Below are 26,478 nucleotides of genomic sequence, written 5' to 3' on the forward strand. Positions count from 1 at the left end.
GGCCGGGGCTGGGGCCGGGGCAGTTTCTGCCACGGCTGCGGGAGTATCGGATCGCCAGGGGTCGACAGGCGCGGGAGCGTCCTCAACCACCGGCGCGGTCACAGTCACCGGTGCGGTGGCCTGCACCGGCTCCGGCGCGCTTTCAGGCACGCCGCGCTGCTCAAGCACCTCAATCCGCTGGCGCAGCCGGGCGATCTCCTGGCGCGCCGCCGTGCTGCGATTAAAGCCAATAACGGCCAGCACGGGCGCCACCACCAGCGCAAATACCAGGAATAAACAGCCAAGGATGTAAAGCTCGTCCATGTTTCCACCTTCACCGTAAACGATCCGTTAAGATTGACACAAATAGTTGCATTTGCGCCATCTTAAAAGGTGGAAACATTAACAGGTCTTAGCTGCCGGACCAGATCGTCGCGGATACCGCAGGCAGCGCCAGCACGCCGTCCTGCATCGTCGCCTTACCCTCTTTATTCTTCCACGTCGCCACCTTCAGCAGCGGTGAATCATCCAGCACCACTTCGCAGGCTTCGCCCCGGTTAATCGCCACCAGCACGCGCTGCTGGTTATAGACGCGGGCAAACACCACCACGTTATCGTGCGCGTAGACCACCTGACAGCCTCCGTAGCGCAGAGCCAGGCTCTGTTTACGCAGCTTCGCCAGCCGCTGATACAGGCCGAACAGCACCTTGTCCTGTTTCGCTGGATCCCACGGGAAGGTTTTGCGGCAGAACGGATCGTTGTTACCGTCCAGCCCCACTTCGTCACCATAATAGATACACGGCACGCCCGGCCAGGTAAACAGCCAGGTCACCGCCAGCGGCAGACGCGCCACGTCCTTGCCGAGCAGGGATTTAAAGCGGGCGGTGTCGTGGCTATCGAGCTGGTTGAACATCCGCAGCTGCTGCTGATGAGACAGACCGGCGCGATAATTCTCCATCCACGCCATGCAGGTTTCAGCGTCGATATGGTTCGGATCGTAAGAGATATCGGTGTTAGCGAGGAATCCCCACAGCGGGAAGGTAAAGCCGCGATAGTTCATCGCCGCATCTTCCGCGTCGTTCTGCAGCCACTGGCGCGCGTCGCCAAAATGCTCGCCAAAAACGAATGCCTCCGGCTGGGTCGCTTTCGCCGAACGCGCGATCCCGGCGACGTGCTGAAGGTTATTCCGCGCCCCGCCCGCTTCACCGAGCATATGCACCACGTCCAGACGCCAGCCGTCCATGTTCCACGGCGCTTTCAACCAGTGGCGCACGATGCTGTCCTCGCCGCCGTAGATTTCATTCACGAGCGTTGGCGACTGAAAATCAAGCTTCGGCAGGCTGGCATAACCCAGCCAGTCGAGCGCGCGTCCCTCATCGTTAAAGCTGTACCAGTCGCGCTGCGGCGAGTCCGGGTTATGACATGCCCCGCCCATCGACTGGTTATGACGGTCAAACCAGGCGTGGGAATCTCCGCTGTGGTTAAACACGCCGTCCAGAATCAGACGCATATTTTCATTTTTTGTTTTCTCACGCAGGCGCAGCAGGGCCTCATCTCCACCAAACTGTTCGTCAACGTGGCGATAATCCTGCGTATCGTATTTGTGCACGCTCGGGGCTTTAAACACCGGGTTCAGGTAGAGCGCCGTCACGCCAAGCTTTTTCAGGTACGGCAGTTTTTCGCTGATGCCGTCGAGATCGCCGCCGTAAAACGTCGAGCCGCCAGCCTGCGCCGTCACCGGGTCATCCCAGGCTTTCATAATGACGTCGTGACCCGCCGCGTGGTGGTAATAAACCTTATCCTGCTGCGCGGTACGCTTTTCGCTGCGCGCAAAACGGTCCGGGAAAATCTGGTAAAAGACCTGATCGTTAACCCACTGCGGGCCGTTATCCGGGTAATCGACCGCAAACTGCTCCAGCCGTGCGGGCGGGAAACGGCTGAACCCCTGCGGGGTAAACCACAGCTGGCGGTTATTCCACAGCAGTTTGAAGCTATAACGGCGGCGCGGCTGTCCGCTGCGCAGGTCGATATTCGCCCGCCACGCCGTGATCCCCGGCTGCGGCTGGCTGCGCAGCTTGTGCATTTTCAGCCCGGTCTCTTCGTTATCAATTTCGGCGCGGAGCGTCACGCGTTCAGGCTGGTTTTCCCCCGCCAGCCAGAGCGTAATCACAAGGTTGTCTTTGTTTTGCTTAACAAATGGGGCAACCGGAAGGTGCCAGGCGTTTAACATCACGAATCCCCTTTGATGAAATTGACGTCACCTTGCCACAGGGTGATTAAGGATAGCTCACCATGACGTTATTTATTGGGGGAGGAGGACGGGGGAGGAGGCAAAATTCCCTCTCCCACGGGGAGAGGGGAAAAGGATGTTACTGTGCTTCCGCCAGCTGACGGTCGCGGCGGCATTTGAATATCCAGCCTACCAGCAGCAGGACGATCCACGCGAAGCCCACGTACAGGGAGATACGGGTATCAGGATGGTAGCCAATCAGCGCAATAATAAAGACCAGGAAGATCAGGCCGACCACAGTGGTTGGCACGCCGCCCGGCACTTTGAACTTCAGCGCTTTGGCCTCTTCCGGCGACAGGCGACGGCGGAACGCAATCTGCGACAGGAGGATCATGATCCACACCCACACCGTCGCGAAGGTCGCCAGCGACGCAATCACCAGGAAGACGTTCTCTGGCATGATGTAGTTAAGGTAAACCGAGAACAGCAGCGCCACGGTCATCACCACTACCGTCACCCACGGCGTGCCGCGGCGTGAGGTTTTGGCAAACACCTTCGGCGCGCTGCCCTGCTCCGCCATGCCGTGCAGCATACGGCCCACGCCAAAGACGTCACTGTTGATTGCCGACAGCGACGCGGTCAGCACCACAAAGTTCAGAATGCTGGCGGCAAAGGCGATACCCATATGCTGGAAGGTCAGGACAAACGGGCTACCGTTGGTGCCAACCTGATTCCACGGGTAGATGGACATAATCACGAACAGCGTACCCACGTAGAACACCAGGATACGCATCGGCACCGAGTTGATGGCGCGCGGAATGGATTTCTCCGGGTCTTTCGCTTCCCCTGCGGTGATACCGATAATCTCGATACCGCCGTAGGCAAACATCACCATCTGCAGCGACATCACCATGCCGAGCCAGCCGTTGCTGAAGAAGCCGCCGTTGCTCCACAGATTATGGATGCCGGTCGGCTGACCGCCGTTACCGATACCCCAGATGATGATGCCGAAACCGGCGAGGATCATGATGATAATGGTCGCGACCTTGAAGAAGGAGAACCAGAACTCCAGCTCACCAAACACCTTCACGCTCATCAGGTTGACGGCGCAGATGATCAGCACCACGCTCAGCACCCAAATCCAGTGCGGCACCGCCGGGAACCAGACACCCATGTAGATACCAAACGCGGTCACGTCGGCAATCGCCACTATCAGGATTTCAAAGCAATAGGTCCAGCCGGTGATAAACCCGGCCAGCGGGCCTAAGTTTTCCTGTGCGTAGCGGGAGAAAGAGCTGGCAGACGGGTTGTGAACCGACATCTCACCCAGCGCGCGCATGATGATATAGGCCGCCACGCCGCCGATGATGTACGCCAGCAGAACGCTGGGACCGGCCATTTTGATGGCATCTGCCGAGCCATAAAAAAGACCGGTGCCGATAGCAGAGCCCAGCGCCATAAAGCGGATGTGGCGCGTGCTCAATCCACGTTTAAGTTTGTTAGTGCTTTCCATTTAAATCTTGCCATTCAACACGAAAAAAACAAAAAACCACGGGGCCTTAAGCCCCGTGGTTAAACAGTTTGTTGCCGTTGATTAATGGGCGTTCGATGCGACCTGACGCCCTGCAGCACGGTCCCAGATAATCGCCAGAACCAGTGCAACAACGGTAGGCATCAGCCAGGCCAGGCCTTGCTCAGACAGCGGCAGACGCTGTGTCCACGCAGGCAGAATGTCTGCGAAAGCTGATGCTTTAATCCCGTCAAGGATACCAAAAATCAGGCTGATAAACATGGCTGGCGCAATAATTCGTGAAAAGTTGTTCCACCACGGACGAGTAAAGCTCAGCACCACCAGCACGATGCACGGCGGGTAAATCGCCGTCAGTACCGGAATAGAGACCTGAATCAGGTGGCTCAGACCGAGGTTTGACACCGCCATAGAGAAGATGCCGAGGATAAACACCAGGGTACGGTAAGAGAGCGGCAGATACTGCGCAAAGAACTCTGCGCAGGCGCAAGTCAGGCCAACCGCCGTCACCAGACACGCCAGGAAAATCAGCGCAGCCAGCAGCATGCTGCCCGCACCGCCGAAGGTGTGCTGAACGTAAGCGTGCAGGATAGCCGCACCGTTGGCATTCTGATCGACCAGCATGGCGCTGTCGGAACCCAGGCGGAACAGTGCCAGATACAGCAGCGTCAGACCCACACCGGCCATCAGGCCAGCCCAAATGGTATAGCGAGTCAGCAGACGCGCTTCAGTCACGCCGCGGGAACGTGCGGCGTTAACGATAACGATACCAAACACCATCGCGCCCAGCGTATCCATCGTCAGATAGCCGTTCACAAAGCCGTTGGAGAAAGCAGCATTTTTATAGGCGTCCATCGCGTCGCTAATCGGGCCTGCAGGCCAGACGATAGCAGCTACCGCCAGCACGATCAGTGCCACAATTTTCAGCGGCGCCAGGAAGTTACCCACGGTATCCAGCAGTTTGCCCGGATAGAGGGAAACCAGAATCACAATCGCGAAGTAGATCAGGCTGTAGATAAACAGCGGCATCGCGCCGTCACCCGTCAGCGGAGCGATCCCCACTTCAAAGGAAACGGTCGCCGTACGCGGAGTCGCAAACAGCGGGCCAACGGCCAGATAGCAAACGGTCGCCAGCAGAACGCCAGCTACTTTGCCAATCGGGGTGCTGAGGCTGTCCACGCCGCCACCGACTTTCGCCAGCGCGACAACGGTGAGGACCGGTAGACCCACGGCAGTAATCAGGAAACCAAACGCAGCTGTCCAGACGTGTTCACCCGCCTGTAAGCCAACCATTGGAGGGAAAATGATGTTACCTGCGCCAACGAACAGCGCAAATGTCATAAAGCCCAGCGCGATGATGTCACGCGATTTTAAGTGATGGGTCATAAAACCTTACTGCCTGTGGATGTGGTGTTGAAAACGTTGAGATTTTCGCTATCCCTGATGGGACGATACAGCGGAAAATTTGCTCAATTTCAGCGGGAAATGCTCCCGTCCTGGCGTGGAGAAGAATAGTTTTTCGATTTACCACGCAAATACAGTCGGTCTGACAGTATCTGGGGGGCAATTTAAACGCTTATAACGTTTAAAGGCAAGGAGGGATCGTAAAACCAGAACAATATGCCAGTATGAAAAAACAGACCAGCACAATGCACTAATTATAAGAAAAACCCATGGCTAATCATGCGAACAAAAAACCATCAACCGTATAATATTCACACGCGTTTCGCTTGACTGCAAAGCAAACGGGCCAGCAAATGCTGGCCCGTGGAAAGGTAAAATGACACGCCTGCCGTCAGGCGATCTTTTTGGCAATTAATCGTTCCGGAATAACAAAGCTGAAGCGGGTTCCTTTGCCCAGCGTACTTTGAATATCAAGACGGCTTTCATGATGATGCACCGCGTGCTTCACAATTGCCAGCCCCAGGCCGCTTCCCCCGGTCTGCCGTGAACGCGCTTTATCCACACGGTAGAATCGCTCGGTCAGACGCGGTATATGCTCAGGGGCAATCCCCGGCCCGTTGTCCTCAACGCTAAACTCAGCGCCCGCGGTTACACGCTGCCAGCGCACCACTATATGGGTCCCTTCCGGCGTATGATTCACCGCGTTATACACCAGGTTGGAAATGGCACTGCGCAGTTCATCTTCACTGCCAAGCACCTTCAGGGTGCCGTCGACCTCAAAGCTAATCTGATGTTTTTTATGGCTTAACGTTTGCGCTTCGCGCTCCACCACCCGCAGCATCATCGGCACATCGATGGTGTCATTCAGCGCCAGTGAAGGTGCGGCTTCAATCTTCGAGAGCGTCAGCAGCTGCTTCACCAGGCCTTCCATACGGTGCGTTTGCTCGCGCATGGTGTGCAGCGCTTTTTCACGCGGCGCACCTTCGAGCGTTTGCTCCTGCATCATCTCCAGGTAGCCCTGAAGCACGGTCAACGGGGTGCGTAATTCGTGGCTCACGTTCGCGAAGAAGTTGCGTCTCGCCCCTTCCAGCTGGTGCATCTGGGTGACATCCCGCGCCACCATCAGCCACTGCCGATCGCTGTAGGGCATCACGCGGATTTCCAGATGACGCCCGTTGTTGAGCCTCAGATTATGCGGCCCCGTAAAATCACGCTTTTTCAGATACAGCGTGAACTCCGGATAACGCAGCAGGTTAAGAATGTTTTGCCCGTTATCGTCCGGCCAGCGCAGGCCCAGCAGCTGTTGCGCCAGGCCGTTACACCAGAAAATCGTGCCTTCTTCAGTGGTCAGAATGACGGCATCCGGCAGCGACTCCGCGCCGCTGCGAAAGCGTTTGATTAAGCTTCCCAGCTCGCGACGTCGCTTTTTATTGCGCATCTGCATCTGGTGCAGACCATACAGCAGCGGTTCCCAGCTGCCGCTTCCCGGCGGAGGGGTCATGCTTCTGTCCACCCACAGCCACCAGGAAAGGCGCAGTAAGTTCCAGAAATGCCAGATTAATAACCCGGTCACTGCCGCCAGCAAAAACCACGGCAGATGCCCAACGATGGCCCCCAGAATGAAGGCCGGAATACAGCATAAGATCAGTTCAAAGACGAGCCTTTTCCATGACAGACGTTCCAGCACGCGTCACACTCCTGTCACTGTTCAGAAACGGGTCGAAAAACGATAACCCGTACCGCGGACCGTCTGAACCATGCGATCGTGACCGCTCAGCTCCAGCGCTTTACGCAGGCGGCGAATATGCACATCAACCGTCCGGTCTTCCACATACACGTTAGTTCCCCAGACGTTATTCAGCAACTGCTCGCGGCTGTAGACGCGTTCCGGGTGGGTCATAAAGAAGTGCAGGAGTTTAAATTCGGTAGGTCCCATGTCGAGGGGATTTTCGCCGGTCATCACGCGGTGTGACGTTGGGTCAAGGCTGAGGCCCTGCATCTCAATCACCTCTTCCACCGCCATCGGCGAAATGCGGCGCATGACGGCTTTGATGCGTGCCACCAGCTCTTTCGGGGAGAACGGCTTGGTGATGTAATCGTCCGCGCCGGTTTCCAGACCGCGCACGCGATCCTCTTCTTCACCGCGCGCCGTCAGCATGACAACCGGAATATCGCGGGTCATCGCTTCACGTTTAAGATGTTTGATAAACTGCAGGCCAGATCCGCCAGGCAACATCCAGTCAAGCAGAATCAGATCGGGCCAGGGTTCATTCAGCTGGTTCACCGCGCTGTCATAATCTTCCGCTTCAACCGGCTGGAAGCCATTTTGTTCGAGCACGAAGCACACCATTTCACGAATTGGAGCTTCATCTTCTACGACCAGAATACGTCTCGCCATACTTTGCCCTGTCTTATCTTATTTAAGTTACAAGTTTGTAATGCGGCGTCATTATGCGTCAGATTTATGACAGATTTATGAAAAACCTTACCACCATAAATGGCAAACTGTTGTTTTATTACAGCGGTTATTTTCCACTCCCTGAGAGTTTATAATCGCCATCAACTCTTTTCGCCACGGATCAGCTATGCGCATACTTCACACTTCAGACTGGCATCTGGGTCAAAACTTTTACAGCAAAAGCCGGGCGGCGGAACACGAAGCCTTCCTGAACTGGCTGCTGGAGACGGCACAATCGCATGACGTGGATGCGATTATTGTCGCGGGTGACATCTTCGATACCGGTTCTCCACCGAGCTATGCGCGTGAGCTCTATAACCGTTTCGTGGTGAACCTGCAGCAGACCGGCTGTCATCTGGTGATTGTTGCCGGAAACCACGACTCTGTGGCCACGCTAAATGAATCCCGCGATATTCTGGCGTTTCTCAATACCACCGTGGTGGCCAGCGCCGGGCATGCCCCGCAGATCCTGAAAAAACGTGACGGCACGCCGGGAGCGGTGCTGTGCCCCATTCCATTTTTACGTCCGCGCGATATCGTGCAGAGCCAGGCGGGACTTTCCGGCGGCGAAAAGCAACAGCATTTATTACAGGCTATCACTGATTATTATCACCAGCAGCATACCGATGCCTGCGCCCTGCGCGGCGAAACGGCAATCCCGGTGATAGCAACCGGGCATCTCACCACCGTGGGTGCCAGTAAAAGTGACGCCGTACGTGACATCTATATCGGCACGCTGGATGCCTTCCCGGCGCAGAACTTCCCGCCAGCCGACTACATCGCGCTCGGGCACATTCACCGCGCGCAGATCGTCGGCGGCTGCGAGCATATCCGCTACTGCGGCTCGCCCATTTCGCTCAGCTTCGATGAAACAGGCAAGGCCAAATCCGTGCATCTTGTCAGTTTTACCGACGGTAAACTCAGCGCTGTCGAGACGCTGGACGTGCCCGTTACCCAACCGCTGGCAGTGCTAAAAGGCGATCTGGCGGCCATCGCTGAACGGCTTGAGCAGTGGCGTGGCGTCGAGCAGGTTCCGCCCGTCTGGCTGGATATCGAAATCACCACCGATGACTACCTGCACGATATGCAGCGTAAAATTCAGGCGCTGACGGAAGATTTGCCCGTCGAAGTCTTACTGGTACGCCGCAGCCGCGAGCAGCGCGAGAAAATTCTGTTAAGTGCGCAGCGTGAAACGCTCAGTGAACTGCGGGTGGAAGAGGTGTTTGAGCGTCGGTTGTCTCAGGAAGAGATTGACGACGCGAAGCGCGCAAGGCTCAACGAGCTGTTTACGCATACCTTGCATGCGCTTAACGATGAGGGAGAAAACGCATGAAAATTCTCAGCCTGCGCCTGAAAAACCTGAATTCCCTCAAGGGCGAGTGGAAAATCGACTTTACCGCTGAGCCGTTTGCCAGCAACGGGCTATTTGCCATTACCGGTGCCACCGGTGCCGGGAAAACCACCCTGCTCGACGCCATCTGCCTGGCGCTTTACCACGAAACGCCACGACTGCAAAAGGTCTCACAGGCGCAAAACGACCTGATGACGCGCGACACCGCCGAGTGCCTGGCGGAAGTGGAGTTCGAGGTAAAAGGTACTGCCTATCGCGCCTTCTGGAGCCAGAACCGTGCGCGCAATCAGCCTGACGGGAACCTGCAGGCCCCGCGCGTGGAGCTGGCTCGCTGTGAGGACGGCAAAATCCTCGCCGACAAAGTGACGGATAAACTGGAACAAACGGCAGCGCTTACCGGGCTGGACTACGGCCGTTTTACCCGCTCGATGCTGCTCTCTCAGGGACAGTTTGCCGCCTTCCTTAACGCTAAACCGAGCGATCGCGCGGAGCTGCTGGAGGAACTTACCGGCACGGAAATTTACGGCCAGATTTCCGCCATGGTCTTTGAAAAGCACAAAGCCGCGCGCAGCGCGCTTGAGATGTGCGAAGCGCAAGCTGCGGGCGTTGTCCTGTTGAGCGAAGAACAGCAGCAGCAGTTGCAGCAAAGTTTGCAGGCACTTACTGACGAAGAGAAAACCCTGCTGGCGCAGCAGCAGAACCACCAGAAAGAATTTCAGTGGCTTACGCGCAGCGAGGAGCTTATCCGCGAACAGCAGCGCGCCACGACCTTACAGCAGCAGACGCAACAGGCGCTGGCCGATGCGGCGCCCGATCTGGCAAAGCTCCAGCTCGCGCAACCCGCGTCCCAGCTCCGCCCGCTGTGGGAACATCAGCAAGAACAGGCATCACGCCTGGCGCAAACGAAGCAGCGTATTGTTGAAGTAAATACTCGCTTACTGGAAAAAACCGCCTTGCGCTCGCGGATCCGCAACGGCGCTTTACGTACTCATACGCAGCTACAGACCGAGCTGACGGCACTGGCACAGTGGCTGACAGAGCATGATCGGTACCGCCTGTGGGGCCAGGAAATTGCTGGCTGGCGGGCTCACTTCTCTCAGCTTAATCGCGATAAAAATCAGCTGACTACGCTTGCTGCGCGCATCGCTGAATTACGCCATAAGCTGACGGGGCTGCCAGAAAGTTCCCTCACGCTGACGGCTGACGAGGTTGCAATGGCGATGGAGCAGCGGGCGCAAACCCGGTCTACGCGCCAGCGCCTGACCGCTCTCCATGCCCGCTATCAACCGCTGCAAAAACGCCAGCGCCAGAACGCCGAAAGCGTGCAAAAAGCACAGGCCGGGCTGGTCGCGCTTAACGAAACGCTGGCGCAGCGCCGCCAGCAGTATAAAGAAAAAAACCAGCATTATCTGGATGTTGAAACACTCTGCAGGCAGGAAGAGAAAATCAAAAGCCTTGAGTCGGAGCGCGCTCAACTCCAGGCCGGGCTGCCTTGCCCGCTGTGCGGCTCCACTACCCATCCGGCCGTGACGGCTTACCAGGCGCTGGAACTCAGTGAAAATCAACGCCGACGCGACCAGTTAGCAAAAGAGGTCGCCGCACTCAAAGACGAAGGTTTGTTAGTTCTCGGCCAGGTTAACGCCCTGTCACAGCAGATCCAACGCGAGACAGACGAAGCGCAGGCGCTCTCTCAGGAAGAGCAAACGCTCACTAAAGAGTGGCTGGCGGTGTGTGCCTCTCTGAATATTACGCTGAACATTCAAGAGGATATTGCCCCGTGGATGAGCGAGCAGGAGCACTACGAGCAACAGCTTTATCAACTCAGCCAGCGCTTAACCCTCCAAACCCAGCTTAGCCAGCAGGAAGAACAGGAGCGTCAGTACCAGCAGCAGCTGGCGGCGACGCGTCAGGCAGTGGAAACGTCCCTGCATACGCTGTCGCTGGGCATTCCGGATGCAGGTACTGAATCCGTCTGGCTCGCCTCACGCGAAAGCGAATACGCGCAGTGGCAGGAGAAACAGGCTCAGCATGGCGCGACGCAGGAACGTATTAACGCCCTGACGCCGCTGCTCGACACCCTTCCGGCAACGGAGGCCACGGAAGCTGAAACGGCGATCCCTGCGAACTGGCGCGAAATTCATGACGAATGCGTGTCGCTGCAAAGTCAGCTTACCGCGCAACAGCAGCAGGAGGCGCTGGAGAACGAACGTTTGCAGCAGTCACAGGCGCAATTCGCCGCGGCGCTGGCCGCAAGTTGTTTTGAGGATCAAGACGCGTTCCTTTCTGCGCTGCTGGATGCCGACACCGTTCAACGTCTTGAGCAGCTAAAGCAGACGCTGGAAAACCAGGTACAGCAGGCGACAGCGCTCTCCGCGCAAGCGACCCGGCAGCGCCAGGAACATCAGTCGCTGCGCCCGGAAGGGCTGGACGCCGATGTTCAAACATTGCAAACGCAACTGCAGCAACTGGCACATCAGCTTCGAGTGAATACCACGCACCAGGGTGAGATCCGCCAGCAGCTCAAGCAGGACAGCGATAACCGTCTGCACCAGCAGGCGCTTATGCGGCAAATAGAAGAGGCTGCACGCCTGGCGGACGACTGGGGCTACCTGAATTCCCTGATTGGCTCCAGCACCGGCGACCGATTCCGTAAATTCGCTCAGGGGCTGACGCTGGATAATCTGGTCTGGCTCGCGAATCAGCAGCTTAATCGCCTGCACGGACGCTATCTGCTTCAGCGCAAAGTCAGCGATGCGCTGGAGCTGGAAGTGGTCGATACCTGGCAGGCGGACGCGGTGCGCGATACCCGTACCCTGTCCGGCGGAGAAAGCTTCCTGGTGAGCCTGGCGCTGGCCCTGGCGCTGTCGGATTTAGTGAGTCACAAGACACGGATCGATTCCCTCTTCCTTGATGAAGGGTTCGGCACGCTGGACAGCGAAACGCTGGATACCGCGCTGGATGCGCTCGACGCGCTGAACGCCACCGGCAAAACCATCGGCGTGATCAGCCACGTTGAGGCGATGAAAGAGCGCATTCCGGTGCAGATTAAGGTGAAGAAGATTAACGGGCTGGGGTATAGCAGGCTGGATAAGGTGTTTGCGGTAGAATAAATGGGTGGATGGTGCGGTCTGGTGCCCTCACCCTGGCCCTCTCCCTGTGGGAGAGGGTACAAACATCAAAAACGGCAACGCAAGTTGCCGTTTTGCATTTATTCTGGCCACAGCCACGCCGCGCCGCGCACGCCGCTGGAGTCACCATGCACCGCTTTGCGGATCGGGGTTTCGCACTCGCCGCCGAAGACCCACTGTTTCACCAGGTTCGGCACCGTGGCGTACAGCCGGTCAACGTTGCTCATGCCGCCGCCGAGCACAATCACGTCCGGATCAAGAATATTCACCACGTGCGCCAGGGATTTCGCCAGCCGCATTTCATACCGGCTAAGGGCCAGCTCGGCAACCGGATCCTGTTCTTCGACCAGACGCATAATCTCATTTCCCTTCAGCGGCTGTCCGCTCAGGCGATGGTAGTCCGTGGCAAAGCCCGTACCGGAAATAAAGGTTTCGATACAGCCCTGCTTTCCGCAGTAGCACGGCACCTCAGCGCGGTATTTAAGCTCATCTTCATCCATCCACGGCAGCGGGTTATGTCCCCACTCGCCTGCCGTGCCGTTGCCGCCGATATGGGCGCGCCCGCCGAATGCCACGCCCGCGCCGCAGCCGGTACCGATGATCACAGCAAACACGGTCTGGGCACCGGCCGCCGCGCCGTCGATGGCCTCAGAGACCGCCAGACAGTTGGCATCGTTAGCCAGTCGCACATCGCGTTTAAGACGCGCGCTCAAATCTTTATCAAACGGCTGGCCGTTGAGCCAGGTAGAGTTAGCGTTCTTCACCACGCCGGTGTACGGCGAGATCGACCCTGGGATCCCCATGCCAACACTGCCAGTCTGCCCTGTTGCCTGCTCGGCCATCTCGACCAGCCGGGCAATCGTATCGATAGTCTGGTGATAATCATCACGCGGCGTAGGCAAGCGGTGGCGAAACAGCTGCTCCCCCTGCTCGCTCAACGCAATCACTTCAGTTTTGGTGCCGCCTAAATCGATCCCAATACGCACAAGAGACTCCTCATTATTTTGATTATCAACAGAGTAGAAGCCGCCTACCCGATTAGCAATGCAAGCGATGCGACAATTCGTTATCATGCCCGCTGATTTAACGACAAGGCCGTGGAAATTATCATGCTGTGGTTCAAAAATTTGATGGTTTACCGTCTCAGCCGCGACGTTTCGCTGCGTGCAGAAGAGATGGAAAAACAGTTAGCCGCTTACACCTTTTCCCCTTGCGGTAGCCAGGATATGGCAAAAACCGGTTGGGTTCCGCCAATGGGTTCACAAAGCGATGCCCTGACCCACGCCAGCAGCACCGGTCAAATCATCGTTTGCGCGCGTAAAGAGGAAAAAATTCTTCCAACGCCGGTCGTCAAGCAGGCACTCGAAGCGAAAATTTTCAAGCTGGAAGCCGAACAAAGCCGCAAGCTGAAAAAGACCGAAAAAGATTCGCTGAAAGACGAAGTGCTGCACTCCCTGCTGCCGCGCGCGTTCAGCCGATTCAGCCAGACCATGATGTGGATCGACACCGTCAACGGGCTGATCATGGTGGACTGCGCCAGCGCCAAGAAAGCAGAAGACACGCTGGCCCTGCTGCGCAAAAGCATCGGCTCTTTACCGGTCGTTCCGCTGGCGCTGGAAACGCCGATTGAGCTGACGCTGACCGAGTGGGTACGCAGCGGGACGGCCGCACAAGGTTTCCAGATCCTGGATGAAGCCGAGTTGAAAGCCCTGCTGGAAGATGGCGGCGTGATCCGCGCGAAGAAGCAGGATCTGGTGAGCGACGAGATCGCCGTACACATTGAAGCGGGTAAAGTGGTCACTAAACTGGCGCTCGACTGGCAGCAGCGCATTCAGTTTGTGATGTGCGATGACGGCTCCGTGAAGCGCCTGAAATTCTGCGACGAGCTACGCGATCAAAACGAAGATATCGACCGGGAAGATTACGCCCAGCGTTTCGACGCGGACTTCATCCTGATGACCGGCGAGCTGGCCGCGCTGATTCAGAATCTGGTGGAAGGTCTCGGCGGCGAAGCGCAGAGATAACAGACAAAACGTAGGCCGGGTAAGCCTTAGCGCCACCCGGCTTATTTTTTATTTCAGGTAGCGGCACAGATAAGAGGTGGGTTCAGCCACCTGCAAATGAAATTCGCTGTGGGCAGGAACGTTGAACACTTGCCCGGCAGCGTAAACTTTCCATTCCGTTTCACCCGGCAGTAAGACGTTCAGCGCGCCGCTCACAACCGTCATCTCTTCTGCTTCCGCAGTGCCAAAGGTGTATTCCCCTTCCGCCATAACGCCGACACTGGCGCGGCCAGTGCTGCTGCTGGTAAAACCGATGGATTTCACTTTACCGGAAAAGTATTCGTTACTTTGAAGCATGAACTGGCCCTTATATTTATAGATAAAAATCCACTATAGGGGCCATGCTCATGGCCTGTCACGCAAAATCATTACACCAGCAGTTCGGACGCCAGACGCGCCATCAGCACATTGGACAACAGCACCGGTATATCGAGTGCCTTTTGCAGTAAATCGCGATGGTGCTGATGGAAGCCGAGACAGTCCAGAATCAACACATCCGCCCCTCTCTCCATCAGCTCCCGTCCTGCCGCAATGAGCGCCGCTTCACTGTCCCAGAACGGATTAGCCAGCGCATACAACGGAACCTTTTCCAGCACGTGCCATTTTGCCTCCTGGTTATCCATGAGCTCCTCGATGGGAACGATGACCCCCACCTGATGGCCGTCAACAATCGAGGCCACCAGCGGTGGAATAATTCGCATCGGTTCCAGCAAAATCGCATTACGCGCAACCAGTCCTGTTATCGGTGCGGTGCTCATTAATAAAATGACGTCATAACCCTGGTTATCGAGCACTTCAATAACCCCCTGAAGCGCGCGCTCAATTTTCTGGCGTGACACATGCGCCAGTTTACCGTCACTTAATAACGTCGCCAGGGGATCCTCCCCTTCATCCACAGCGTAGTCTTCCATAACCTCTTCACGACTCATCTTACCCAACAGGCTAAGATGAGAGATCTGTTGTTCAGAGACATGCTCGGTTAAGAGCGGTAATACTTCGCTTACAGGGACCACACCAATAGTGAGGATCGCCAATGTCGCCTTCATTTTGATCGCCTTCCATTACTACCACAACCGTTACACAGGTACAGGCTCACTACGCTGCACCGTTCGTTTTTTCAACAAAACAGCACCAAGCGTAGCAGGGGATCTCTGCACCGAAATGTAAAGATCCCAGGCCCATGCCGAATCACCCTGTAATAACTAAATATTAACTCCTGCTTAACATTCAAGATGGGTTAAAAGTGTGATTCAGGCACGGTTTTGCGTGGTTTAGGAATTTAATCAGGACTTTTCGGGATCTTCGTAGCGCCGTTTCGCATCCAGCGCTTCTTGTTCGGTTTCATGTTCGCTGATCAGCGAGTCGGGTTTGGGGTGATCGGCACGCAGCTGATACCAGGTCACGGTATGGTCGGCATGACCTTTTTCGACGGTGACAATGCGTGCTTCACGCGGATAGGGAGGTCTGGTTGGCATAGCTCATCCTTTTTTTATGTCTGAGCTATGAGTATAGACGGCAGTTAGCTGGCGCAGGCCAAACGAAGGGCGGTAATAATCTGAATAACAACCTCTTCAGGTGGAGCAGAGGCATCCACAACGTGGTGTGCCGCCTCGCGGTATAACGCATCGCGCTCCGCCAGCACCTCACGCACTTCTTCGCTGAGCGGCTTCGCGGTCAGCGCAGGACGCTGCCCCTCTTCCGGAAACGCTTCAAGGCGTTCAACCAGGGTAGAGACCGCCGCGCAGAGATAAATCACAATCCCCTTTTCGCGCATAAACTGCCGGTTGTACTCCGCCAGAATAATGCCCCCGCCGGTTGCAACGATCGTCGCAGGTGACGTTACCGCCTCCAGCGCGGCGGTTTCACGCGCGCGAAAGCTCTCCCAGCCCTCTTTTTCGACAATCTCTGCGATGGTTTGAGCCGCATGTTCCTGAAGCCAGTGATCGGTATCAACAAATTGACTCTGGCACACGCGCGCCAGTTCCAGGCCAACGGTGGTTTTCCCACAGCCGCGAGGGCCAACTAAAAAGATGGGTGGGTTCATAACCAGGTGTTTCCCCTTGATGCCGGAAGGCTGAAGACTGTAAAGAAATGATTGCAGAAGATGTTGCGATCACTTTACTGCAAAGCGGTACGGGATGACAACCCTGTGGAGGCCACACTGTACCACATTTTGACAATGGTTATCATTACGCCGTGCGGCGCTTCACTTCCAGCAGCCATTTATCCAGCTCGGCAGCAAACTGCTGGCGGTCACGCTGGGACAGGCTATCCGGCCCGCCAGTCTGCACGCCGCTGGCGCGCATGGTGTCCATAAAATCGCGCATGGTGAGCTTTTCCCGAATGGTCGACGGCGAATAACGTTCACCCCGCGGGTTCAGCGCTGCCGCCCCTTTCTCCAGCACTTCTGCGGCCAGGGGAATATCCGCCGTGATCACTAAGTCCTCGGCGCTGCACAGGCGCACAATCTCATTGTCCGCCACATCGAACCCGGCCGGTACGCGCAAAGAGCGGATGAACCGGGAAGGCGGCACGCGGATATTCTGGTTCGCCACCAGCGTTAACGGCATCTGCACGCGCTCGGCGGCACGGAACAAAATCTCTTTAATCACATTCGGACAGGCATCCGCATCAACCCAAATCGCCATATTGTCACCCTTGTATTGCATTGACGGCTATTGTCGCCTGCTTTTCGTTGTTAAGCTATAAACCTATCAATCAGAGATAACAACGCATAAAAACGGAGAGACGTGATGGACAAGAAAATCGGGTTTATCGGCTGCGGTAACATGGGCAAAGCCATCCTGGGCGGCCTGATCGCCAGCGGGCAGGTGCTGCCGGGACAGATTTGGGTCTACACCCCATCACCGGATAAAGTCGCGGCGTTGCATGATGAGTACGGTATCAACGCCGCTGAAAGCGCACAGGACGTCGCCCAGGTTGCGGATATCGTCTTTGGCGCCGTTAAGCCGAACATCATGATCAAAGTGCTGAGCGATATCACCTCCAGCCTGAATAAAGAGACGCTGGTGGTGTCCATTGCCGCCGGCGTGACGCTCGACCAGCTGGCTCGCGCACTCGGTCACGACCGTAAAATCGTCCGCGCAATGCCAAATACCCCTTCTCTGGTCAACGCCGGGATGACATCCATCACCCCTAACGCGCTGGTCACCGCCGAAGACGTGGCGGATGTACTGAACATTTTCCGCTGCTTCGGTGAGGCAGAAGTTATTTCTGAGTCGATGATCCATCCGGTTGTCGGCGTAAGCGGTTCAGCCCCCGCGTATGTCTTTATGTTCATTGAAGCGATGGCGGATGCCGCCGTGCTGGGCGGTATGCCGCGCGCGCAGGCGTACAAATTCGCCGCCCAGGCCGTCATGGGCTCCGCCAAAATGGTGCTGGAGACAGGTAAACACCCGGGTGAGCTGAAAGATATGGTCTGCTCTCCGGGCGGCACCACGATTGAAGCCGTGCGCGTGCTGGAAGAGCGCGGATTCCGCGCAGCCGTCATCGAAGCGATGGCAAAATGCATGGAAAAATCAGAGAAGCTGAGTAAATCCTGATAAACAGGGCCGGGCGTCAGGCTGCCACTTCGGTGCGGCCTCGTCCGGCATTTTTAGCTTTATAGAGGGCAACATCCGCTGCTTTTAACCATTCGCGGTAGTGTCCGAATTGCGGTCCCCAGGGGGCAACCCCGACGCTAATACAGATCCTCTCTGAAGGTGCTCCGGGTAGCGGCATGTTGACCAGGCGTTCGTGTACGCGGGACATCGCGGCAATAGCACTTTCCGCAGGCGTGCCGGACATAATCACGGCAAATTCATCCCCACCGAAGCGGCCAATAAAATCACACGAGCGTAGCGTCAGCTGCAGCTGGCGGGTGATAGCCACTATCGCTTCATCGCCGACGTCATGGCCCCACGTATCGTTGATGCTCTTAAAGTGATCAATGTCGATGAGCAATACCGTCGCCATCCGATGGCTGCGACGGCATTGCTCATATTCATTTCGCAAAAGCGTTTCCCAGTGGCGGCGATTGAACACCCCTGTCATCCCGTCGCGCGTGCTCATCAGCTCAAGCCGCCGCTTATGCTCAGCCAGCCGAACCGCCGTCCGGTGGCTGACCCAGGCAAACAGCATCGGGTACAACATCAGAACCGGTAGCGTCAACCACCACTCCAGCGGCTCCGAATAGAGCATAATCATGCTGCCGTTCAGCTGCAGCGTGACCAAAGCGGAAAACAGGATAATGAAAAGACCGGTAATAAATAGCCGAAAACCGCCCGATCCCATCATATTCATGCCGATCATCATGATCAGCGCCGTCGTGGGCAGGGCATTCAGGCCCATCAGGCCAATCCAGACGCCGGCGATGATTGCATCTACCTTCAGGTTAACGATTTCACTGTAAAACGGTTTAGATGAGCGGCAGGCAAGTTGCCAGGCGAGATGTGGCCAGATGAAGGTCCAGCCCACCAGTAATAGCCACCAGCCGCCAGGGAGAAAATGGGTAACCAGCACAGCAGAGATCGGGAAAAACATGGCGGCCAGCCCCACCACGCGCGCCAGCCGGATCCGCCGGCAGAATCGTATCCCGGAGCGGTGTGAGTCATCCTGAGAAAGATGTTTATTCCACTCTTCCTGAATGCTCTCTTTGTTGTAATAGATTTCATCATTCATCATTTTTGGGAATATTCTGAAACATTTTCCCAAATTATAGAGAGGGGGCTTTCGGGGAAAGTATGAAATTTCGGGTGAGCCGCGACGGCGACTCACCCGTTAGAACTACACTTTTTTCTTCAGGCAGGCGCTCATGAACTTACTGCGATCGTCCCCTTTCAGGGACTGCTCGGTGGCCTTCGCATTACACTCGCGCATTTTTTGCTGCTGCGGCGTCAGGCTTTTTTCATCCGGTTTAGAGGCGCCGTTTTTCAGGCAGTCACTCATGTAGGTCTTACGGGCATCGCCTTTCAGCGATTGCGAGGTCGCCTGTTGATTACAGGTTGTCATGCGCTGCTGCTGGGGCGTTAAGGTTTTTTCTTCCGCATTCGCTGAAGCCATCAGGAACACGCCTGAGAGTAAGGTAACCAGTATTGTCGTTTTCATTGCATCATCCTTTATGTGAATTTCCACTCTAATTCTGGTTCGTGACGGGGAAAATACCACCCGGCAGTCACGATTTCCGCCGGGTGAGGACCTTATTTCAGACCCAGCGCGGCCTTCATGGTGTAGAACAGATCGGTCTGGTCAGTTAAACCCACCACGTTTGCAGCATGTGGACCGTACGCCGCGATGCGCAGCTGTGTGCCGGTATGTTCCATTGACTCTTCTTCAGAATTGCCATAGCTCATCACCATCACGGCACCGTCTTTGGTCGTCAGCGCCTGCGTCAGGCCGGGTGCTTTGGTATCGGGCGGGATAATCTGGCTGGAGTGCGCGTGGTCAGCGGTGACCACCACCAGCGTGTTACCGTCTTTCTTCGCAAACTCGAGTGCTTTTTGCACCGCTTCATCGAGATCTACCGTTTCGCCAATCTGCCCGCACGGGTTCGCCGCGTGGTCTTGCTTATCAATTGACGCCCCTTCAACCTGCAGGAAGAAGCCTTTTTCACTCTTGCTCAGCAGAGAGATGGCTTTGTCCGTCATCGCCGCAAGCGTAGGAACGCTGTCATTTCGTTTCGGGTTTGGCGTACAGGTCACAGCTGGTTTATCGATATTGCCGTGGTACGAGGCTTTTGGCCCTTCCCAGCGCACCGGCATGTTGCCGTCAGAGAACAGTCCCAGCAGCGGTTTGTCCTGGCTGGCTTCGGTAATCGCCGCCAGAGAAGCCGCATCGCTCACCAGCTGATAGCCGCGGGCCTGCGCCTGCTCGCGCAGGGTTTTACCCTGCCACTCACCGGCCGTCGCCGTTTCGGCAAAGGTTTTCGCCCCGCCGCCCAGCGTCACGTCAGGGCGCGCGTTCAGCATCTGCTCTGTAATCGAGCCTTTACCGCCCTTTTCCAGCGCATTGGTCGGGCATTTTTCGCTGGTCACCGACGGGCCATAGCATTTACGCGAGGTCACGTGCGACATTAACGCGGCAGGGGTAGCATCCTGAAGCTCAGCGGTAGAGACGTTGCCGGTAGCCAGCCCTGCGGCTTTCGCCATTTCCAGAATGGTTTGATGATCTTTCTCGTGAATATCGACGCCCAGCGCGCCGTTATAGGTTTTCACACCGGTTGCCCACGCCGTTGCAGACGCGGCGGAATCCGTAACGTAATCCGGCTTGCCGGTTTTTTTATCCAGCGAGTAATGGGTATATTGTCCCGTCAGAGGCAGCGCATCGATGCCTTTAAAATAGCCGCCTGCCCCCTCGGCATAATTTCTCGCCGCCGTAATTTCGGAATCGCCCATGCCGTCGCCAATCAAAAGAATAATATTTTTAGCGGGGTTTTCATTCAGAGAAGCTCGAATGGCGGCAGTCTGATCCTCTGACAGACGGCGCGCACCGCCTGGCAGGGTGATATCCCCCTGCGCGGCACGATGTTCGAGGACGTTCATATTCGTGGTTTCAGCGTGAATAGCGGGGGCAAATAACAGCGGGAGTAATGCGATAAAAAGCGCGCTCTGTTTCAATTTATTTTCTCCATGTACAAATACATAAAAATAACAACAGAGCGACTATAGGCAACCGGCATGACATTTCTATGACAGCCCGTCACGCATTGTGACAGTTTAGCTGCGCGGATGCCTTAACAGCTTTTTTATGTATTGATGAAGCATCTCGGCGTCCTCAGGCGGAACCTGGGAATCAGGCTTGGCGTTGTCCAGCGCGCTTTCAATGCTGTCAATTAACGCCTGTTGATCCTGGGCAGCCATATGTCTGAGCAGCGCGGTGACGACTATTTCCAGCGCCTCAACCTGGGCGACCAATTCTTTCGACTCTTCTTCCTTTTGTGCAAGCTTAACCAACAACTCAGTAATGAGATTCTTCATGGTGCTATTTCCTTTTGGGTTTTTCCTGAAATTAGCACTCTCAATGATTTATGCAAAGAGGAGAAAAGTATTATCTTATGCAAAAGTGACGTTGCGTCAAAAATAGCGTGGCGCGCACCGCAGCGAAACGTTTTTCTATAACAACAGGCCGCTTTTTGTTATATAAAAAAGCGGCAGCCATAAAAATATATAATACATCCCCAGGGTTAACGGGCTCCTTTTGCCTCCGCTAATTGTCTGCGACGACGCAGTGCAATAGCCAGCTGGATAATATTTATCAGCACCACCACTGCCGTCGCGGCAAATACCCAACGGAAACCGGCCATCGCGGAAACGGATGCACCAATAAGCGGACCGGCGACGTTGCCCAAATACATAAACGACTGGTTATAACCAAAAATACGCCCGGTGACCTGGTCACTGGAATATTTCACCAGCAGTGTCTGGACTGCGGGCAGCATGGCGCCATCGGCAAAGCCGAGCAAGAAGCGCAGCACGCCAAGCTGAAGCGGGGTCGTGACGAACGACATAGCGAAAAAGAGTATGACCGCGAATATCAGGGTGGCCATCAGAATGCGCGCCGTGCCAATCCTGTCGCCCAGCTTGCCGAGCCGCGGCGCTGAGATCAGCGCCGACACGCCGGGCACCGCCGCAATCAACCCGGCGAGAAAGGCGATATTGTTGCTGTCTGGCTCCATCGACTTGATAAACAGCGCCAGAATAGGCCCGACGGAACCGTTACAAAGCTGGATCACCATGGTGGTGACAAAAAGGCTGATCATCAGGCCGGGATAAGGCAGTGAGGCAAAGACCGCCCTGCCGCTCAGGCGTTCTGATTTGCTGACAGCGGGACGCCCCCCTTCTTTGATCAGGAAAAGCGTCACCAGAAAACTGATCACCAGCAGTATCGCGGTGATGAAAAATACCGCGCGCAGCCCCACGTGATCCGCGAGAAATCCTCCCAGCAGCGGGCCGCCGATGACCCCGCTGATCTGCGCGGTAGAGAGCGTACTCAGCGCCCAGCCGCTCCGTTCACGCGGCACCTGCGAGGCCACCAGTGCCATCGCGTTGGGAATATACCCGGAAGTCAGCCCCATGATTGCCCGCAGGATAAACAGCTGCCAGACGTTGGTGGCAAAAGCCTGAAGCAAAATGGCGATTGCCATGCCGAGGGATGCACGCAGCAGCATCAGCTTGCGGCCTTTTCTGTCCGCCAGGCTCCCCCACATCGGCGAGACAATGGCCGAAACCAGAAACGTGACGCTGAACGTCAACCCTGACCACATTGAGAGGGCTTCGTGGGAGGTCACCCCCAGCTGCGACACGTACAGCGGCAGAAAGGGTAAAATCTGGCTAATGGCCAGTCCGGTAAAGAAGCAGCCAAACCAGACCGAGATGAGGTTAACTTTCCAGGATTCCATAACAGAAATAGTCTTCATTTTTAGGCGAATTCGCCGACAGATTAGCAAGTTACGCGCATTGACGTCGCACCAGAGATGCGGCATGGCTGACTTTGGTGTTTTATCTTCCCAGTCATCATATTTGTGAAACAAGTCACAAATTATCCACTTTTCGACGAAAGATTATGCTTCAGCGACACAGCCCGAAGCCGCGCATCCCAAGATGGAAATGATTCGCGTGGGCCGCGTTATAGTCTGGCCCCAGACCGTTACCGTAATATCCACAGCTCGCGGCCAGCAGAGCCTGAAGCCACGGCTGGGTTTTAGCCGACGACCAGCCCGTCAAAATAGTAATCCGCTCACCGTTAGCCAGCCGAAATGCGCTGATGTCCAGCGCCTCTGCCGTGGCATGTTCACTGCGTCGCGCATCCGGGCGACCGTAAATATTGCGACAGGCATAGCTTCCCAGATGGTCGATGCGCGTAAGCTCGCTGCCCATCAAGTTTTTCGTCAGCGGCCGGGCCTGCTGGCTGACAAATAGCGCAGAGCTTAATGCCAGAGGACAGCTGGCAAGGAAACTGCTGTTCAGCCTGACCGGACCGAAGTTACTCACGCGCACCACGTTAGTGAGCGGGCATGCTCCCGCGCTGTCTGCCACCGGCTGCGTGCGGATAAGCGCTCTTTGATTCGCCTCGTTTAGCAGGCTTTCGCAGGCCTCCGGCGTTAAGCGCCGAAGCTTGAACTGGGTGATTTTTCCGGGAGGATCGTCAAGGGTAAGCGGCGTAAAAGGGTTGTAATGAGACGGCAACCAGCGGTAACCCGCCGTTGCAACAGCCACAATGATGAAAACGGTTAGCAGACTTTTTCCTTTCACGCGCCCCCCACGACATCCCCAAAACATTATGGCAGAAGGCCGCGAAACCCGCAGGGCATCGTGGTATGTTATTGGCTTTTCGACAGACTGGAAGAGAGTGAGATGGCAAAGCAGCGCGTAGGTATTGTCTTTGGGGGAAAATCAGCAGAGCACGAGGTGTCATTGCAATCGGCCAAAAATATTGTCGATGCGATCGATAAAAGCCGTTTCGACGTGGTGCTGCTGGGTATTGATAAACAGGGTCAGTGGCACGTTAACGATGCCAGCCAGTACCTGATCAACGCCAACGATCCGGCGCACATCGCCCTCAATCCTTCAGAAACCAGCGTCGCGACCGTACCAGGCCTGGTTCAGGGGCAGTTTATCAACGCCGGTAATGCGCAGGCGCTGGCTCAGATTGACGTTATTTTCCCTATCGTCCACGGCACGCTGGGCGAAGACGGATCTTTGCAGGGAATGTTGCGCATGGCGAACCTGCCGTTTGTCGGCTCCGACGTGCTTGGCTCCGCCGCCTGTATGGACAAAGACGTCACCAAGCGTCTGCTGCGCGATGCCGGGCTGAATATTGCGCCGTTTGTCACGCTCACCCGCGCCAACCGCGAGAAATTCGATTTCGCGCAGCTTTCCAGCCAGCTCGGCCTGCCGCTGTTCGTCAAACCGGCGAATCAGGGCTCCTCCGTTGGCGTCAGCAAAGTCACCACCGAAGCGCAATTTACCGACGCCGTGCGTCTGGCGTTCGAGTTTGACCACAAAGTGGTGGTTGAACAGGGTATCAAAGGCCGCGAAATCGAGTGCGCCGTGCTGGGCAATGATTTCCCCCAGGCGAGCACCTGCGGTGAAGTGGTATTGAACAGCGATTTTTACTCTTACGATACCAAGTACATTGATGATAAGGGCGCGCAGGTTGTGGTCCCTGCGGTTATCGATCCGGTCATTAACGATAAGATCCGCGCGATCGCCGTTGAAGCCTATCAGGCGCTGGGCTGCTGCGGTATGGCTCGCGTTGATGTGTTCCTGACACCAGAAAACGACGTGGTCATTAACGAGATCAACACGCTGCCGGGCTTCACTAACATCAGCATGTATCCGAAACTGTGGCAGGCCAGCGGAATCAGCTATCCGGAACTCATCACCCGCCTGATCGAACTGGCGCTGGAGCGTCACGCCGCTGACAGCGCCCTTAAAAGCTCCGTAAACGGTTAATCGGCTTTATTGACCGTTTCCGTCTCTTCCGCTGTCGTCTCTTCAGGACGGCGGCGGATAATCAACCCCGCCAGCCAGAAACTGATGACCCAGGTGACCAGCCCCACGGCATAGGTTTGCCAGCCTTTTGCCTCAAACCCCAATAGCCCGACAACACCGTTAAGAATAAAGATCAGCCCGATAGCAAAGGCGTAGTAATGCCAGTCACGGCGTAGTTTGGACGTGAGCTTCATAACAACTCCGGCAGGAAAAAAAGACATCCTCTCACAGTTTTATGACCGGGTCTGTGGCGAATGCGGAAATTCTGAAACGCGACGCAATTTCACTTAAGTGATCAAATTGTGATGTGATGCAGAAATCATCAATCCAGGAGCATTCCTGAGGGTAAATTACCACGATTCTGATATTGACAAATGCGATGACCTGTCAAACTCACCCTATGCGAAACGTATAAAACAGCGTGATATTTCGGGAGGTCTATATGGCTGATTTTACATTGTCGAAACCGATCTTTGGCGGCAAACAACCAAAAACCTCCACGGCGGGTAATATCGCCTATGCCCTGTTTGTGCTGTTCTGCTTCTGGGCGGGTTCACAGCTTCTCAACATGCTGGTTCATGCGCCTGGCGTTTATGAACACCTTATGCAGGTCCAGGATAGCGGGCGCCCGCGCGTTGAGATCGGTTTCGGGGTTAGCACCCTGTTTGGCCTGGTCCCCTTCCTCATCGGCTGCATGGTTCTTGGCGTCATTGCTCTGGTGCTTCGCCTGCGCCGTCGTTTCTAAAGTCCCATACAGCGAGCCCGGCGGTCATCAACGCGTTTCGCGAACCATGCGGTTGTCAGGTTACGCGTGATCTTCGGGCTCTCTAGCTGAATGCCGGGCAGGATAGCCCTCGGCAACGCTTTTCCACTTTTCTTCTCTGCCAGCGCAAAGACCTGCTGATACAAATCCGTTTTCTCAAACGCCAGACTGTCGCCCTTCTCCAGCTGACGGCGAATATCGCTATTGCTCATATCCAGCTTTGTCGCCAGTTTGCGCACTGCGCGTTCGGTCGTGCCCGCTTCGCTGCTGCCGTAGGCAATCAGATCGCCATCCAGCGCCAGTTTCACCCCGGATGCGCGGCTAACGGCATTCTGAAACGCTGCGTTCCGGCTGGCATACCATCCCGCGTTAAAGTCAGCAAAGCGGTACAGCGGCTCGCTGTAATTCGCCGGGTAGTTAAGAAGGTGATAAGTGCCAAACCAGAGCCCGCCGCGCAGGGAGAAGACCTCCTGACGCACCGTACCGTCGATTTTCCACGGATAACCGTCGGTATGTTTTTCTGCAAACGCGATGCTGACCTGCATCGGACCGCCGGTGTGCACCGGATTAAGCGAGCCAAACAGTTTTTGCCCCATCGGCACCATGTTGATGAAGTCATCAAAAATGGCGCTTAGCTGTTTCTCGGTTTTCACCGTATCCAGCCGATCGCTGTAACTTTTGCCGTTTGGCGAGGTGATTTTAAGCGCGGTATGGACCAGGAAGACCGGGATATGCATCGATTCCGCGCGGCGGTCGATCTCTTTCCAGGCAATTTTGTTCAGACCCGGTACGACCGGGTCTGACTGGTACATGGATTCCTGCTGCGCCACCGCCAGCACCGAGCAGATATTCTCCTCGGTGGGGGCAATTTTCTGGCTTTCAAAGGTCTTTGCCAGCGCGTCCGCCCACGCATTGCGATCCTTCACGCTGGAGGGCATTTTTTGCCGGACTACGCTCGCCACGTCCACGGGCTTTTCCCCTTTTTTAAGTGGCGCGGCCCCTTTCTCGGCACACCCCGCCAGCACCAGGGCAGCAAGCAAGGACAGCGATAATGTACGCGGTACGGCAAAAGACATAGCAACTC

At 56.0% G+C, this 26,478-nt stretch carries 25 protein-coding genes and 1 pseudogene; 6 read left to right on the forward strand and 20 right to left on the reverse strand.

The window, feature by feature from the left end; genetic code table 11:
• The 6 genes and pseudogenes from K5E19_RS17785 to phoB all read right to left on the reverse strand — a co-directional run.
• A pseudogene (locus tag K5E19_RS17785) lies at positions 1 to 303 on the reverse strand (DUF2339 domain-containing protein); the annotation flags it as partial.
• Between the two features lie 88 nt (positions 304 to 391).
• Positions 392 to 2,209: a maltodextrin glucosidase gene (gene malZ, locus K5E19_RS17790; protein WP_221552348.1), complete on the reverse strand. Its 1,818-nt coding sequence runs from the start codon at positions 2,207 to 2,209 to the stop codon at positions 392 to 394.
• Between the two features lie 139 nt (positions 2,210 to 2,348).
• A complete protein-coding gene (gene proY / locus K5E19_RS17795; protein ID WP_221552349.1) occupies positions 2,349 to 3,722 on the reverse strand; it encodes a proline-specific permease ProY in 1,374 nt (457 codons plus the stop codon).
• An 81-nt stretch (positions 3,723 to 3,803) separates the two neighbouring features.
• The gene (gene brnQ, locus K5E19_RS17800; RefSeq protein ID WP_221552351.1) at positions 3,804 to 5,123 is read right to left on the reverse strand and encodes a branched-chain amino acid transporter carrier protein BrnQ; all 1,320 of its coding nucleotides are present in this window, start codon (positions 5,121 to 5,123) and stop codon (positions 3,804 to 3,806) included.
• A gap of 409 nt (positions 5,124 to 5,532) precedes the next feature.
• Entirely contained in the window at positions 5,533 to 6,828 is a 1,296-nt protein-coding gene (gene phoR, locus K5E19_RS17805; RefSeq protein ID WP_221552352.1) for a phosphate regulon sensor histidine kinase PhoR, read from the reverse strand.
• A 21-nt stretch (positions 6,829 to 6,849) separates the two neighbouring features.
• Positions 6,850 to 7,539 carry a phosphate response regulator transcription factor PhoB gene (gene phoB / locus K5E19_RS17810; RefSeq protein WP_010428026.1) on the reverse strand — a complete coding sequence of 230 codons (690 nt, stop codon included), beginning with the start codon at positions 7,537 to 7,539 and terminating at the stop codon, positions 6,850 to 6,852.
• Between the two features lie 187 nt (positions 7,540 to 7,726).
• On the opposite strand from phoB, the gene sbcD reads away from it, so the two are divergent.
• Positions 7,727 to 8,932, forward strand: a complete 1,206-nt coding sequence (gene sbcD / locus K5E19_RS17815; protein ID WP_221552353.1) for an exonuclease subunit SbcD — start codon at positions 7,727 to 7,729, stop codon at positions 8,930 to 8,932.
• Positions 8,929 to 12,060 (forward strand): exonuclease subunit SbcC, encoded by a 3,132-nt coding sequence (gene sbcC, locus K5E19_RS17820; protein ID WP_221552354.1) that lies wholly within the window; start codon positions 8,929 to 8,931, stop codon positions 12,058 to 12,060. The genes sbcD and sbcC overlap by 4 nt, the downstream gene beginning before the upstream one ends.
• A 98-nt stretch (positions 12,061 to 12,158) precedes the next feature.
• Here the strand turns inward: sbcC and mak are convergent, their stop codons facing one another.
• Positions 12,159 to 13,064: a fructokinase gene (gene mak, locus K5E19_RS17825; protein ID WP_221552355.1), complete on the reverse strand. Its 906-nt coding sequence runs from the start codon at positions 13,062 to 13,064 to the stop codon at positions 12,159 to 12,161.
• A gap of 123 nt (positions 13,065 to 13,187) precedes the next feature.
• Here mak and rdgC point away from each other — a divergent pair, with 123 nt between their 5' ends.
• The gene (gene rdgC / locus K5E19_RS17830; protein WP_221552356.1) at positions 13,188 to 14,102 is read left to right on the forward strand and encodes a recombination-associated protein RdgC; all 915 of its coding nucleotides are present in this window, start codon (positions 13,188 to 13,190) and stop codon (positions 14,100 to 14,102) included.
• 48 nt (positions 14,103 to 14,150) lie between these two features.
• Here the strand turns inward: rdgC and ppnP are convergent, their stop codons facing one another.
• The 5 genes from ppnP to K5E19_RS17855 all read right to left on the reverse strand — a co-directional run bounded on the left by ppnP (position 14,151) and on the right by K5E19_RS17855 (position 16,789).
• Positions 14,151 to 14,438 carry a pyrimidine/purine nucleoside phosphorylase gene (gene ppnP, locus K5E19_RS17835; RefSeq protein ID WP_042716688.1) on the reverse strand — a complete coding sequence of 96 codons (288 nt, stop codon included), beginning with the start codon at positions 14,436 to 14,438 and terminating at the stop codon, positions 14,151 to 14,153.
• Positions 14,439 to 14,509: 71 nt separating this feature from the next.
• A complete protein-coding gene (locus tag K5E19_RS17840; RefSeq protein WP_221552357.1) occupies positions 14,510 to 15,187 on the reverse strand; it encodes an AroM family protein in 678 nt (225 codons plus the stop codon).
• A gap of 237 nt (positions 15,188 to 15,424) precedes the next feature.
• Positions 15,425 to 15,616 carry a protein YaiA gene (yaiA, locus tag K5E19_RS17845; protein WP_221552358.1) on the reverse strand — a complete coding sequence of 64 codons (192 nt, stop codon included), beginning with the start codon at positions 15,614 to 15,616 and terminating at the stop codon, positions 15,425 to 15,427.
• A gap of 44 nt (positions 15,617 to 15,660) precedes the next feature.
• Entirely contained in the window at positions 15,661 to 16,185 is a 525-nt protein-coding gene (aroL, locus tag K5E19_RS17850) for a shikimate kinase AroL (protein ID WP_221552359.1), read from the reverse strand.
• Positions 16,186 to 16,330: 145 nt separating this feature from the next.
• Positions 16,331 to 16,789: a YaiI/YqxD family protein gene (locus K5E19_RS17855; protein ID WP_010428006.1), complete on the reverse strand. Its 459-nt coding sequence runs from the start codon at positions 16,787 to 16,789 to the stop codon at positions 16,331 to 16,333.
• Between the two features lie 105 nt (positions 16,790 to 16,894).
• Here K5E19_RS17855 and proC point away from each other — a divergent pair, with 105 nt between their 5' ends.
• Positions 16,895 to 17,704: a pyrroline-5-carboxylate reductase gene (proC, locus tag K5E19_RS17860; protein WP_221552361.1), complete on the forward strand. Its 810-nt coding sequence runs from the start codon at positions 16,895 to 16,897 to the stop codon at positions 17,702 to 17,704.
• A 16-nt stretch (positions 17,705 to 17,720) separates the two neighbouring features.
• Here proC and adrA read toward each other — a convergent pair whose 3' ends face one another.
• From adrA to K5E19_RS17890, 6 genes are all read right to left on the reverse strand, one after another.
• Positions 17,721 to 18,824, reverse strand: a complete 1,104-nt coding sequence (gene adrA, locus K5E19_RS17865) for a diguanylate cyclase AdrA (protein WP_221552363.1) — start codon at positions 18,822 to 18,824, stop codon at positions 17,721 to 17,723.
• Between the two features lie 102 nt (positions 18,825 to 18,926).
• Positions 18,927 to 19,247 carry a phosphate starvation-inducible protein PsiF gene (psiF, locus tag K5E19_RS17870; protein ID WP_010427999.1) on the reverse strand — a complete coding sequence of 107 codons (321 nt, stop codon included), beginning with the start codon at positions 19,245 to 19,247 and terminating at the stop codon, positions 18,927 to 18,929.
• 92 nt (positions 19,248 to 19,339) lie between these two features.
• On the reverse strand, positions 19,340 to 20,755 hold the full coding sequence (phoA, locus tag K5E19_RS17875) for an alkaline phosphatase (protein WP_221552364.1): 1,416 nt from the start codon (positions 20,753 to 20,755) through the stop codon (positions 19,340 to 19,342).
• 99 nt (positions 20,756 to 20,854) lie between these two features.
• A complete protein-coding gene (iraP, locus tag K5E19_RS17880; protein ID WP_042716702.1) occupies positions 20,855 to 21,115 on the reverse strand; it encodes an anti-adapter protein IraP in 261 nt (86 codons plus the stop codon).
• Positions 21,116 to 21,321: 206 nt separating this feature from the next.
• The gene (locus K5E19_RS17885; RefSeq protein WP_216357324.1) at positions 21,322 to 22,536 is read right to left on the reverse strand and encodes a multidrug efflux MFS transporter; all 1,215 of its coding nucleotides are present in this window, start codon (positions 22,534 to 22,536) and stop codon (positions 21,322 to 21,324) included.
• Between the two features lie 169 nt (positions 22,537 to 22,705).
• The gene (locus K5E19_RS17890) at positions 22,706 to 23,389 is read right to left on the reverse strand and encodes an extensin family protein (RefSeq protein ID WP_221552365.1); all 684 of its coding nucleotides are present in this window, start codon (positions 23,387 to 23,389) and stop codon (positions 22,706 to 22,708) included.
• A gap of 102 nt (positions 23,390 to 23,491) precedes the next feature.
• Here K5E19_RS17890 and ddlA point away from each other — a divergent pair, with 102 nt between their 5' ends.
• Positions 23,492 to 24,592, forward strand: coding sequence for a D-alanine--D-alanine ligase (ddlA, locus tag K5E19_RS17895; protein WP_221552366.1), 1,101 nt, complete (start codon positions 23,492 to 23,494; stop codon positions 24,590 to 24,592).
• Here the strand turns inward: ddlA and K5E19_RS17900 are convergent.
• On the reverse strand, positions 24,589 to 24,825 hold the full coding sequence (locus K5E19_RS17900; RefSeq protein WP_221552367.1) for a DUF2754 family protein: 237 nt from the start codon (positions 24,823 to 24,825) through the stop codon (positions 24,589 to 24,591). The two genes, ddlA and K5E19_RS17900, sit on opposite strands and share 4 nt — an antisense overlap.
• A 248-nt stretch (positions 24,826 to 25,073) precedes the next feature.
• Here K5E19_RS17900 and K5E19_RS17905 point away from each other — a divergent pair, with 248 nt between their 5' ends.
• Complete coding sequence (locus tag K5E19_RS17905) at positions 25,074 to 25,376, forward strand: DUF2755 family protein (protein WP_221552368.1); 303 nt, start codon at positions 25,074 to 25,076, stop codon at positions 25,374 to 25,376.
• Here K5E19_RS17905 and K5E19_RS17910 read toward each other — a convergent pair.
• On the reverse strand, positions 25,373 to 26,470 hold the full coding sequence (locus tag K5E19_RS17910) for a DUF1615 domain-containing protein (RefSeq protein WP_221552369.1): 1,098 nt from the start codon (positions 26,468 to 26,470) through the stop codon (positions 25,373 to 25,375). The genes K5E19_RS17905 and K5E19_RS17910 overlap by 4 nt on opposite strands.
• Positions 26,471 to 26,478: the final 8 nt, after the last annotated feature.

Origin of the sequence: Enterobacter sp. RIT637 (assembly GCF_019718755.1) — a bacterium.
Lineage (GTDB): Bacteria > Pseudomonadota > Gammaproteobacteria > Enterobacterales > Enterobacteriaceae > Enterobacter.